Here is a 13751-nt window from a genome sequence, read left to right on the forward strand (position 1 = left end):
GATACCGGCCTGCCGGTCTCGAATCTCAATGCCGTCGGCATCGATACCGCCAGCTCGCTGCTGAACAGCGGCCTGGTGTTTGCCCGAGATGGGCAGCTCTCCAGCGATCCGGGCAAAAATCAAAGTCTCAAAGACATGTTCCAGGCCCTCTGGGACTATCAGGAAAACTACGCMTCGGCCAAGGTTGCCTTCAGCCTGGATCCTGCAGTTACTGGTACGAGTACAACATCAGGTTTTGAACAATATGGCGGCCTTGAGCTGACGTTTGCCGTTTCACCGGGCCCTGCCATTTCGGTGAATGGCGAAGGCAAACTTGTATTTGATGTTGCCGATCAAGTTTCGATCACATCAGCTGCCACCACCCCAAGCGACACGCGCCAGATTCCGTTGCCGGATGATCTTCGCGATGGTGAGTGGCACTACGTGGTGGCTAGCTACCTGCCGGATTACCGGACCTATACCATCAACGGTGTCGAGACCCAAGTGCCGAGCAACAACGGCACCGCCAGCCTCTATGTGGACAACCAGCTGGTGGCATCGAAGCCTGGCGTTGCCAACGCCTACCTGGCCACCAACATCAACGACACTGCCCTGTTGCTGCCGAACAATGCCGGTGGGGTGATTGATCAGTTTGCGCTCTACAACAAGGCCCTGCTGCCGGCGCCACCGCTGCCGGTAAATGCCAGTGGTGCTTGGCCTGAACCGACCCAGCAAGATGCCCTAGCCATCCTCAAGCAGCTGGGCTATCCGGCAACAGCAGGCACCCCCAATCCTGGCGCTATCGAATCAGCGATCACCGAGCACTGGCGCTCCCGCGATGTCAATCCCAACAACGCGCTGCTCGCCACCTTCAGYTCCACCTTCACCCCCACGAGCAATGCCTCACTCAACGGCAGTTGGTCTGAAGCCGCGCCCCTGAACCCAATCTTCCAGCCGCAGGCCACCATCCCCAGCGCCACGGCTTCGTCGCTGGCACAGGATCTGGTGATCCCCATCAAGCCGACGGATTGGTCCAGCAATATCTGGACCAATACAAATGGAACAACTAACCAGCAGTTCAACCCTGGCGGGGATATTCTCCAAACGATTACGGTCACTCTTGCCCCTGATCAAGGTGGTGATCCAGTAATCCGGGTGCTGTCCCCAGGACAAGTCTTGATGGGGCAGGCCACCACTCTGGCCACATTGCAGCYCAGGGCGACAAGTGCCAATCTGGACTACACCTTTCTTTCAAATGCCCCCGAGCTCAATTTACTGATTTCYAGGAAGCCTAGTAATACTGCGGATGTGGGCGAACTTGACAAAGGCATGATCTACAAAGCGGAAATCAAGATTTCCGTTTGTGACTCTAATGCGTCAGCTGGGAAGTCCCAGGACTACACCACAACCATTGACGGATTTAACACATATGGCAGCCAGAGTTTCAATGCTTACAAAGGCACGGCATCAGGCTCACCAGCCGAGACGCTGATCAATAAGCGAACGACGGCTCTGGCTACGGCTGCTGTCATCGAAGCCGCACCGCTGCAGCTCAAATACATCGACAGCGGTGTTGTGCTCAAGAGCGCCTCATCCCAGCTGGCGGCCAATAGCCCGGCCACCCCATCGCCAGCTCCCAGCTTTGGGCAATCGACGGCCTATGGCTGGTTTGAATCGGCATCCAGCTCGGCATCCARCAAAACGTAYAGCGGTTGGTTGGYGGTTGCCCAGCCGAGCTCTGCGAATGCGATCAGCGACCCTGCCGGGCGAGCCTGGATTCAATACACCGGCAACTTTACAAGCAGCGATCCCAAGACAGCAGAGCACAAGGCTGTCACCGACGATGCCGCCAATGCGCCCAACACCTGGCTGAATGCACTKGCCAACAGCAACTTCTCACCGGAAGCCCCCAACCGTCCCCTGCTGAACGACAAAACTCATCAGAACTCCAGCGGCGGGCTACTGGTGAAGGCGGATCCCACACTCGGCTGGGGCCAGAACTTTGCCCAGACGATGCTGGTAGCAGACATYAATGRTGATGGTGTGCTGGATCTGGTGATCAGTGCACCGTCCGCCAATGGCGGCGGCAAGGTGGTGATCATCGATGGCAACTGGATCAAGGACAACCTTAACAATCCAGATGCCAATTCAACACTCAATCTGGCCAGCCCTGATAACGCCGGATCCCATGTGCTGGTGCTTTCCCCTGCTGCTGCTGCAACAAGCAGCAAAGAAGATTCTAGCCAATCAGCTTTYGGCTGGGCATTGGCCTTTGATTCCACTTCGAAAACYCTCTATATCGGAGCACCCAACTATTCACGCMAGGTAGGAGCCGATGCGGAGTCGSTCCCGATCGGCGCTGTYTATCAGTATAAGAGTACCAGCATTGCTTTTGCGTCGGGAAATCAATCTTTATCGAAACCGACYSTYGGCMTCGCYGGCCGCACAGACACCAATGATGTCAGYGGRCCTGCGTCCAGTTACTGGGGAGCTCAGCTTGGCGCATCGCTGGCCGTTTCCGATACCGGAAAACTGGCGATCGGTGCTCCGGGGGTGGAGGCATCGCTGCTGTATAGCGGTACCGAGGCAGTGAWTCAACTGGAAGCTGGCAATAAAAATCCCTCGGCACCCTACGGCCAGGGCGCATTGATCAAAGTGATGTTGCCCACCAAGCAGACAGTTGACGAAGGTGTGGATGTTTACGTCACAAGCGACGGYACTGATAACAAGGCCCTGGCGGATGTGATCAGCAACAACACCAGCAAGAAGAAGAGCGATCTCGCCAACGAAGAAAGCACCTACATGCAGGCGCTCAAGGAATTGCAGACCAAACCGATCGCCAAGGCGAGTGCAGACAACAACTCCGCCATCCAGACCGCGGCTGTCGGCAGTGTCTACCTCTTTAATACAGCCAGTGGGCTCACCCCAGGCCCTTTGAATCCAAGCAACGCCTCGGCAACTTTCTATGGTCCGAATGGCTGGAATACCGGCGGAGCGACAGACTTTGGTGCCAGCCTCGCTTTCGGAGACAGCACCAACAGCAACTCGCAGAACATCCTGGCTGTTGGTGCCCCTAGCACCGGCGGTCCCGGCTCTGTCTATCTGATCAACACCAGCCAGCCTTTCGATCAACCCAGCAGTGCTGCTGCCTGGATTAAGGACACAAATCTTGGCGCAAATGGCGTTGGTCTGACTCCAAACAAGCTTGGCAACAATCAGTATCTTGCTTATCTCACCAGCGGGTTGACCCTCTATGGAGCGGAAGACCTTGATCAGTTTGGTACTGGTCTCGTCAATCTTGGCGATACCAATGGCGATGGATACGAGGATCTTCTTGTCCAGGCTCCCAACGCTTCCTCGGGTGCCGGCAGTGGTTATGCGGTCTTTGGCAACGAACATTTGATTCAAAGCCTGACTACTAATTCAGGCAAGAATTTCAGTGGCGGCCCTCTCCTTGGCGGCCATAATCCGGCTGTGGGAAGTGTGAAGCCTGGCAGCATCGGCCAGCTCACGTTTGCCGATGGCAGCCCACTCACAACTGCCATCCTTTCAGAGCTGGGCCATGGTGTTTCAGCCGCCACTGGCCAGGGAAGCTTCGGAGCAGGCGATGTGGATGCCAACGGCAATAACGACATCCMGCTGGGCTCCGGCATYAACGGYCAGGCCTATCTCACCTACGGACACCCCTACCTCGAAGCCATCGGCAGTCTGCAACTGCAGAAACTTGCCAGCAACACCGGCTATCTCCTCGACGGTCTGGCCAGCCAGACCCAAGGYWCGCTGCGCTCGMKCGGCGACTTCAATGGYGACGGCTATGGTGATTATTTCTCACGGCAACCTGGGATATTCACCGACACCGTGCGGATCGAGCTGGGTGCCAATACCCAAGATATTCTTGCCAGTTAYGCCTAYAACKAYTACACATTYCAGGTCGCCTCTRRCACTGAGGTSATCCCCGTKGGCGATGTCAACGGCGACGGCTTCAGCGACATCGCCCTGTTCTTGCAGACGAATCTCAGCAGGCCAGATCAGGGCAATGCCGGTGCTGGCAGCACAACCGGCCTCCTCTACGGGCGAGCCAGCACGATCCTGCCGCTGGGAGCAGGCTTTGGTTATCTCGCCCCCGTCTCCGATGGGGATCCAGCCAATGGTCTTACGGGACAAGCGAGCAATCCCGAGCCGGCCAACACCCCGTTGACAGAACTGCCAGGAGTGAATCCGGATGGCGGTCTTTCGAATGTGGCTCCGAGCTTTCTGGCTGTTGGCAACAGTATTTACTGTGTCGTCAAAGGGTACGACAATAGCAGTCTCTACTTCAATCAAAGCGGTGACGGCGGCAACACCTGGGCAGGCTGGACAAATCTGACGGACGCCAATACTTCCTTCAAGAGCTGGAATAGCCCCTCGTTGGCCTGGCATCAGGACAAGCTCTATCTCGCCTATCTGGACCCCGACAATCAACTCACCCTTGCCAACTGGGATCCCAATATCGGCGAAGCCAGCGCCTGGAGCAACCCCAGTGCCGTCGGCGATGGCACCACTGTGTTCAGCAGTCGATTCAGACCGCAGCTGCTGAGTGATGGTTCCGCACTCTCGATCAGTTGGGTGGGCCTCGATGGCACTGATGTGGGTAATGGCAGTCTCTATAGCTCGATCAGCACCAACCCGGATGGCCTCTGGCAACCGGTGGCCAGCGGAGGAGCATCAGCATTCAACCCTGCATTGGTGAGAGATGGCGACAAGATTTACATGGCTCGCCTGGCTTCGGACAACACCTTGTATTGGACCGAGAGCACCGATGCCGGCCAGAGCTGGGCTGACTGGCAACAGCTGCCAACAGGCCCCACAGGAATGTACAGCAAGGATGCTCCGTCGTTGGCGATCGTGAATGGCGCTCTTTTCCTGACCTATCTGGGTAAGGGAAATCAGTTCATTAACATTACGAAGCTTAAGGATGCTACTCGGAATGAATGGGAGAATCAAGTTTATTTAAACAATCAGACTGCCAAGCAGGGCTACGGAGCCGTGGCCATCGGCGAATCTGTGAACGGTACTACGGGGCTGGCCATTTACTACGTTGCAAATGACACGACAGGCACCATCTACCGCACTTTCTCTGCCACTCCGCTGACAACCAGCACCTATAGCTCGGCCATAAAGTTGGGCACGCAGGACTATGCACCTGGCTACAGCGCATCGGGGGCATTGGCTGCTACGACGTTTAACGGAGCGACCTATCTCGCCTATCCGGGTGGCACTCCAAGTGCACCAAGTACAACTGCCTATATCGCCTCCTCGGCCGGAAATGATCCGGGCACTACAACCAACTGGAACAATATTGCCTCGCGAGACACAGGCAACACCTTTGGTATCGGCCTGAGCAGCAACAGTGCCGGTCTGCTGCTGAACAGCACGGATACCGCCACTAACCAGCAGGCCACCTACATTCTGCCTGCTGCATCCGGCGACTTCAGCTTCTACGGCAGCCGCGCATCCGTTTCCACCAGCGCTACGAAGAAGACAGCATCGATCCTGACCGTGCCGGCCTCCGGCAGCAGCCAGGAAGTCCTGCTGGAGGCCGTGGCCAATACCAGCCGGGCCAATACCGTGTCTGTTAGCACCAATGCACCCCTATGGTTGCCCCAACAGCAGCTGCTTGAGCGCAGCGACAACAGCGGCAGCAGCTTCCAGGCGATCACCGCCACGGCCGCCCCCACGGCCACCCTGCTCAATGGGGTGCCGGTGCTGGCTGTGAACAATGGCGGCACGATCAATGTCTATTCTGGTGCCGGTGGTCGCACTTTCACGCTCAACTCCAGCTTCAGCCCCGGCGATGCGAATGCATCGGGCACCACATCGGCTGGACTTAACACCACCGCGACCGGGCTTGGCCTCAGTTATCGCAACACMGATGGCTCCGTGAGCCTGCAGCGGCTCAACTTCCTCCAGCTCGATGGCACCCCGGTGAACGGTGTGGTGATCAATGCYRACGSCAGCATCGACACCAGCAAGGCCAATCTGCAATGGGAGGGCATCARCCTGGCCAGCAGCAGCGGCGTCAGCACATCCCTGGCGACCACACCTCTGAATGTGAATGGCAGCCTGCTGCTGGGCAGCGTCAGCAACAGCACGGGCGAACTGGACCAGGTGCAACTCCACGCTGTGCCTGCGCTCAGCAATCCAGACAGCTTGACCTGGCTGAACACCACGGTGCAGCTGCCCAATGGCAACGGTGGCTGGTTAGCACAGCAGCAGGCGAATCCCTCCACAAGCTCCACCCTCACCGCTGCTGGCGACATCACCGGCGATGGCCTGAACGACATGCTTATCACCACCAACAACATGGTGCTTGCAGGATCCCCTCTACTGAAGACGGGCGTGCGCCTGATCAGAGGCGCCAGCACCAGCGATGCCTTCCTGGATGCCAACACAGCCGACGCCTCCACCCAGACCCTGCAGCTCGCTGCGGCACTCTCGACCAATAGCTCCGCAGCCAGCACCGGCCTCACCGGCGGAGCCTCCGTCGGCCGCCTGCCCCAGCTCASYATCAGCGSYCAGAGCAGCAGCCTCATCACACGCATCACCAGCCAGAGCGACCAGACCCTCGSMAGCTTCACCGCTACYRCAAGCAACCCGARYTCGCTCACCAARTTCTTTGAAACCGCGGCGCAGAGTCARCAGGCCCTAGGCCCCGCCAGTGGCCAGGGGCAGCTGGCACTCAACACCAGCGGTTCCTACGGCGATCTCAACGGCGACGGCAGGCTGGACTTTCTGGCAGCCGATACACCAACCACKCTGTATGGARTTAATCAACAGAGCTGGGCACTCTGGAGYATCCGTGCCGCTGGCGATGTGAACGGCAATGGTGTGGATGATGTGATGCTGGCCCTCAGGCCCTTGGGCCCGGCCTATGGCGATGACAGCGCCAAGCCCYATGCYTTACAAACCGTTCTACTGGATGGATCGCTCTTCCCCGTTGACAAGGCCAACAATACGTTTCGCCTCGACCAGCTGAGATCGTCCCTCAACCCCTATAACSCCAGCGAGATCAACGACATYACAGMCACCAGCAGCAATATCGAGATTCCGCTKTTGCAGAGCTGGCTGCAGCCGCTTCTCAGCTACGAGAGCGGCGACGTTGACTCGATGAATGTTTCTACAGAYMAACAGCTCAATCCTGCTGGAGCTYKATCGCAGTCGGCACCGTCTCCAGTGCTTGACAGCTACGGCAAGGTCCAAATGTTCTTCTCTGGAGTGGTAGCTAACGCCAATAACAGCTACGRCATYTGGTCCGCYGTSCAGGAYGATTCTGTCGTGGGAGGCTGGCAACAGTTCCAGCTRAAGACGAGCACTGAAAGTCCCATCAAGTCAGACAACACATCCCCCAGTGCTGCCTATTACAAAGGTCAGCTGTATGTGGCCTACTGCGATCAATCAAACCAGATCTGGATCGCCCATCCCGACGATCCCCAGGCCGACCCCCGCGATCCTGGTACCACCTGGATTTCTTACCAGATCAAGAGCAGTGATGGCACCAGCACCACKATAGAAACCACCCATTACAAGACCCCAACCCTCCTCGCCGAGGAAGGCCGGCTGGCGCTTTACTTTCCATCCAATAACAATGTCGGCAGCAACTYAAAGSATAAATACGAAGTCCGATATCTCTACAGCAGCAATCCTGATTCWGMWTCGCCYCAATGGGGSARCAGTTTRRACRRYRCCGGATCAGCCTAYWMAGGCGTCAGCGGGATCCTGAAGGATCAARATGGCAAYTCTTTYWKGAGTCGATCCCCTATTTCAGCCGTGACTTTCCAGGGKCGCRCTGTCCTCKCCTTCATGAGCGATGYTAACAATATCGTCTTGGCTACGGCCCAGGAAACTGAAGAAAGTAGCCTGCTAGCTTCAAGCTCCGGATCGAAWAAGTTTKACTCCTATTCTTATCTTGCTAAGAATAGCTTCTTTTACAATATATCCCTGGCTACCGACCAGGCCCGACTATACGCATATGGAGTAAATCCATATGCCGCCGATGCTCTTTACAGCTTCAAACCCAATTCCTCTGTTGGTCAGTATTCGGGCGCAGGCCTCTTCTATTCCAACTCGTATGGATACGGCAGTTCATCAATTGAGCAGTCGCTGATCCCCCTCTAYATGCAGGMCGGYGTCCTCATGGCCAGCGGAGTTGRTKCMTCCAACAAAATCGAGATCGCCCCAGTTGACGTCCAAGCAACCGAACCCAGCCARCMATCCCTSGCCGGCTACTCARTCGACGGCAATATCGACGTCAACGGYGACGGCTTCATGGACATGCTGGTYTCCGATCCCTCCGATTCCAGCAAATCCGTCAACAATCAGTATGCCCTCTTTGGAGGYGATTTTCTCAACATCGCCTCCCAGGTGGGCACMCCCGGCGATGATGTGATGATCGGCACCCCCTTAGCMGATGTGATCTATACGCTCCAGGGTGCCGATCAGGTGAACAGCAACGGCGGCAAGGATGTGATCTAYACCGGCGCTGGCGATGACAGCATTAGCATCAAGGACTACGCCTTCATCCGCATCGACGCCGGTGCTGGCTTCAACAGTCTGCAGCTCGAAGGCAACGCCGATCAGCGCTATAACTTTGCAGGAACAGGCTCAGATGCTCCCCTGTGGACGCCAGTAGCCAACGGCGGAACATCAAATCAGAGCCCCGCGATGGTGAGAGATGGCAACACAATTTATATGGCTCGATGCGGTTTAGATTCTTACCTTTATTGGACGCAAAGCACTGATGGGGGGCAGAGCTGGGCCGACTGGCAACAGCTGCCGGCCGTGATAACTAGCAATAATACACCGTCTCTGGCGATTGCTGGGGGTGATCTCTACCTGGCCTATGTGGGCCTAAATCAGTCTGTTTATGTCACGCAATTCTATGGTACTAATCAGTGGGGTGATCCACAAATTCTCTACCAGGACATTCAATACAGCCCCCCAACAGCCACGAAAGTCAAAAACGGTTCCGGACAGCTGGCCGCCATCGCCGAAACCGTGAATGGCGCCGAGGGATTGGCCATCTATTACGTAGACGCTACCTCAGGCGATATCTTCCGCCAGTACAACAATGCCGTTGGCGATGGGTTTGTTGATCTATACAATCCATACTATTGGGAGGTGGCAGATCTTTTCCCTGCCTACGGTTCTCTGGCGTTGACAGAATTCGACGGGTCTACCTACATGGCCCGAATGGACAATAAACAGCTTTACACTAGTATATTTTCACCGGGGAGTAAAGATCCTGCTATCTCATCGAACTGGAACTATATTGCTCTGAAAACTATTGGCAACTCCTCTGGTATCAGCCTCAGCAGTATCCCCAAAGCTGTAGGTGAAACAAGTTCTGGTCTGCTGCTGAATACCACGGACATCGCCAGCAACCAGCAGGTTACCTTCCTGCTGGCTGATGCAATTCCAAASAGCTCTTTCCAGCCATTCAGCAGCCGCCCCTCCGCATCCGCTGCTGCAAACCAGCAGACAGCCTCGATCCTGGCCATTCCTGCCAAAGCCAATAGTCAGAGAGTACTTTTGGAGGCAGTGGCTGATGCCAGTCGCGCCGACACAGTTTCCGTCAGCATCTACAACAGTATTAACCCGGATCCAGGAATCTTCAGTGGCACACAGCTCAAGAATATTCAGCTGATCAACTCGATCGATTACGGCGCCAATACGCTTGTCTTCAATGCGGCTGCAGTGAATGCGATCAATCCCGATCGAGTCCTCTTCTTAACTCCTGATGGCCTCGATTTTATTAGCCTCAGCGATGAGTTTAGTCGTAATCAATCCTTTGATACGAGTTCTGGTGGCAGCCTCTGGTATGCCTACACGGCTGGCCCTGCTGTCTCAAGTACCAGCAATCCAACCTTGGTCTATGTCCGAGTTCCCGAGGGACAAATCGCATCGACTTGGCTCAGCAATCAGGTCAGTGTTGCTTCCCCAGTTTTCGGCGTCCAAAACTCGGCACTCATCGCCACCACTCGTGCTGCTGGCGAGTCCGAATCTGTTGCTTCGAATTCTGTTCCTGCCGAATCATTTTCGTCCCCTGATGCTGTTTCCCCCTCCCCTTCGCAGGTTGCTGGAAGCACCATCTTTGGCGATGGGTTGACGATCACCGCCTACCGCACCACCCCAGGCTCTGGTGTTGCTCGCTTCCGCATCAGCCGCACTGACGTCAGTCGCAGTCAAGTCATCAGTTATGTCTCTACCAGCAGCAATAGCTCGGCCGAGCCAGGATCTCACTACACACCAGCTGCGGGGTTGGTGCGCCTTGATGTAGGCCAAGCCCAAGTGGATATTACTGTTCCCATTTATGCGGACGCCATTGCGGCCCTTCGCAAGGCTACCGTCAGCCTCGAGGTGGCGGAACTAATCGATCGGGGTCAAAAAGAGTTCAATTTGCTGCTCGAACCAGAAATTAATTCCGAGGAAAGTCGTCCTGTACTTTCTGGTCTTGAGTTGCAAATTGATCCCGATGATTCCACTGGCGATACAATTTCTATAGGCTTTCGCGCAGATACTAATAAGCCGGCCAAGCTGGCTAGCTTGTCAACTGCTTTGAAGCTCAAGGTTGTGAGCCGTGAAAATGCTGACGATTCGCTATCTGCTTCTACAGTACGCTCACAAATCTTTTCAATTGGTGATGGTATATCTAATTTTGATTTAGATGTTAAGAGTAATGATCAGGTTGAGTTGGAGCTCCAAGTTAACACCAAGAAAGCTATTATTAAGCTCTTAGCCAAGGCAGGTAAGAAGTCATTTGATTTAAATAACCTAAATTCATCTGCGTCTGGATCTGTTGATGATGATATTACTTATAACAGCACTGATACTGTTCTTACTGCTTCTGCGCCTARTAACGTTACACTTAGCGATATTGCTATTGATTTCAATGTAGCGGCCAATAGCGATGGCAATGCAAGCGTTCACCTCGAGCTTTCCAAGATTGCTGGCGATCTAGCATTGGTGGATCAAAATGGTAAGCCCATAGCCAATCAGCAAATGCTTCTTTATGTTGTTGATAAGTTAGGTGCTTTGATGCCATTTAACTTTGATCCAACGAATGGGATTGGCGGTATTGTTTATGATGTTGATGGGGATGGAGTTGTTGACTCTGTTGTCTATAAATATAAGGACGGCTCTAAGGGTGATCTCGATGGAATCATTAATGGCAGAATTGAAGATCCCAGCGTTATTGGCACAACTATTGCCAATGCCATCATGAATCGTAATAGTTCTAATAGTGTTGAGGTAAGTGATCGAAGTAATATTTCCCCTGTTAACTTCTTGCTGAATGCAAAATTAACTAGTGCAGCTACTACTGCCAATCATTTGTACTATGTGGTGACGGACCCTGCCAGCGGTTCTGGAATTGCTTCTATAGCTGCCAATCTATCCCTTCTTAAATCACAGGCTATAAGCYTATTTACTACCCTGGAGAATCGTGATGTTATGTTGCCATCAGGTATCTCCTTTGAAGCTGGGATTCAGTTAGTTAATGGTAAATCAATTAGTATCGTAGAAGTGGTTGATGCTTCCCTTGAAGATATTACTGTCGCAGCTGATTCTAGATTACGTATATTGACTGCTAATGCACCTACTAATTCTTCCAAATCGGTGAGCTTCTCTTCCAGTACTGGTGTTAATCTCTCCCTTGATCTGCTAAGTACCCCGCAAGAGCTTGATGGATTGATAGCCCAGGATCAGGCCTTTGCCCCTGTGCTCAATTTTACAGCCTTTAATTCCTCTCAAGTTATTAGTGGAAATGTTGAAATCGCCCGTGAAGCCTCCTACGATGCGCTTACTGGTTTCTATCGAACTGTTGATGATAAGGGCACTGTAAAAGATTCAATTAGCGGTGCACTGTTGCGCACAGGGGAACAGGGTTATACCACGGTGGCGTTGAGCGCTGCTAATAGAGTGAATGGGCTTRATAGTTTGCAGGTGGGTAATATGCAAACTACTACTCGTTCATTTGAATTGCAGGAGAGCCAATACCTGGCTCCTTTTGCCCTGGTGAATGAAGATATCTTCTTTGCTTTTGCTGCTGCCAACAAGGATGGCATAAGTCACTTCCAAATGCTTGGAGAAAATAAGTATGGATTGGAAGATATATCTGGTGGTGGGGATCGTGACTATGATGATCAAGTTATTAGCTTTAAGTTTTCAAAGGTTGCTACCGTAGCCTAATTCAATTCTATGCTATTTAATTGCGATTAGAACATTTAACTTGTGGTATCACGGAACGAACATTAATAGTTTAGATAATTCCCACAGGCGGTTTTATTTGCCTTCAGTGCCAGTAATCGCGTAACAGGCCAGTTGCGGTAACTGTCAGGAAACGTACCAGTACACCTGAGCCAGCAGCTGGTGGGGTGAGGCACCGCRGAACATTAATAGTAATGCAGCTGCATTACTATTAATGWWYTGCTCTTAGCTGGTCCCATGGCTGTTTCCCACGCCTCTTCTCCGGCCGCCACAGCTGGTGAGTCACCGATTGAAGAGGTGCAATCGGCTCTAACCGACCGCTACCAAACCACCGTGCCGCAGCCGGTGCGGCGGGCCTTGGGGCTGCGCAAGCGTGATCGGATCTCTTACGCCATCCGCGCCAACGGCGAAGTGGTGCTGCAGCGCTTCTGCCCTGAGCAATTAGAAGACGATCCGGCGCTGGCACCTTTCCTGGCGCTTTTGCAGCACGACATCGCCGCCCATCCCGAGCGCCTCCAACCCATCACTGCGGATCTGGCGGGCCGCTTGCAGGAATTGGTGGGTGGGATTGAGGTGAATCTCGATGCACCACTGCCAGATAACGGTGACTACGCGGGCGAGTTAGCCACAGGAACACAGTTTGATGTCAGGCAAAACGGATAAAGCGGCAGTAGTGATCAACGGCTGGCGGGTGTACGCGCACCCGCTATTCCTTGAGCAGCTGGAGGCGCTAATAACCGAAGTAGAGGCTCTCCGCCAAAAGGATCCCCAGATGTACAGAAGCAAAGCCGCCAGTAAGCACCTAGCGGCGATAACCAAGTTGATACTCCACGACATCCCTTTGGAGCCCAGCCGCAAGGAGTTTCAGCAGGGTTCAACCCTTGGAAACGAGTATCGGCAGTGGCGCAGGGCGAAGTTCTTCCAGCAATACAGGCTTTTCTTTCGCTTTCACAGCCGCTCAAAGGTGATCGTGCTCGGTTGGGTTAATGACCAGCAGAGCAAGCGCGCCTACGGCAGCAAAAGCGATGCCTATCGAGTTTTTCAAGCCATGCTGGCCAGCGGACATCCGCCAGATGACTGGGAAGAGCTGCTTAAAGAAGCCATGCAAGGGAATAGACGCATACAGCAGATCACCGAACAATTATCTTGATGCGTAGCAAAGGATTAGCTCATTGCAAATGGCCTCATTGCATCACATCTGATGTAAGTGCACCGCACAGCTGAAACATCTCTTTCAACTCACTCTAAAAGGAAAGTTGATGTTTTTTATTTGCACTACTTGTTTTTAAAGTGCTAGGGCTCTTTTTAATGCTGTAGGGCTAGCAAAAGAAGCGCGATATAACTCAGTTGCACTCATTGATTGTGGATTAAGCACCTCGCCATATGGATTTGCAGTTAGGCCTGGATTGATTACACCACTGCCCATTGTYATGGCACCACGCTGCTGAAATAAAAAGCCGTAAACGGGGTGAATGCGCAGTTGATCAAGGAAATCAGCAGTGCTAAGCGGACGGCCATCATCACCAAGT

The 13751-nt window shown here is 53.8% G+C and carries 4 protein-coding genes; 3 read left to right on the plus strand and 1 reads right to left on the minus strand.

Features of this window, described 5'->3' with window-relative positions; genetic code table 11:
• The first annotated feature begins 135 nt into the window (after window positions 1–135).
• From C7K08_RS15520 to C7K08_RS10185, 3 genes are all read left to right on the plus strand, one after another.
• Complete coding sequence (locus C7K08_RS15520) at window positions 136–12204, plus strand: integrin alpha (RefSeq protein WP_206603837.1); 12069 nt, start codon at window positions 136–138, stop codon at window positions 12202–12204.
• 255 nt (window positions 12205–12459) lie between these two features.
• Window positions 12460–12885, plus strand: a complete 426-nt coding sequence (locus C7K08_RS10180; RefSeq protein WP_106500520.1) for a type II toxin-antitoxin system PrlF family antitoxin — start codon at window positions 12460–12462, stop codon at window positions 12883–12885.
• Window positions 12866–13372 (plus strand): type II toxin-antitoxin system YhaV family toxin, encoded by a 507-nt coding sequence (locus tag C7K08_RS10185; protein ID WP_106500521.1) that lies wholly within the window; start codon window positions 12866–12868, stop codon window positions 13370–13372. The genes C7K08_RS10180 and C7K08_RS10185 overlap by 20 nt, the downstream gene beginning before the upstream one ends.
• Before the next feature lie 135 nt (window positions 13373–13507).
• Here the strand turns inward: C7K08_RS10185 and C7K08_RS15525 are convergent.
• Window positions 13508–13751: hypothetical protein (locus tag C7K08_RS15525; RefSeq protein ID WP_161955883.1), on the minus strand; the 244-nt coding region annotated here is incomplete at its 5' end.

Origin of the sequence: Synechococcus lacustris str. Tous (assembly GCF_003011125.1) — a bacterium.
Lineage (GTDB): Bacteria > Cyanobacteriota > Cyanobacteriia > PCC-6307 > Cyanobiaceae > Synechococcus_D > Synechococcus_D lacustris.

Excerpts from the sequence above, each read along its gene's own strand:
- C7K08_RS10180 (WP_106500520.1), top strand. The coding sequence starts at position 12,460 with ATGGCTGTTTCCCACGCCTCTTCTCCGGCCGCCACAGCTGGTGAGTCA.
- C7K08_RS10185 (WP_106500521.1), top strand. The coding sequence starts at position 12,866 with ATGTCAGGCAAAACGGATAAAGCGGCAGTAGTGATCAACGGCTGGCGG.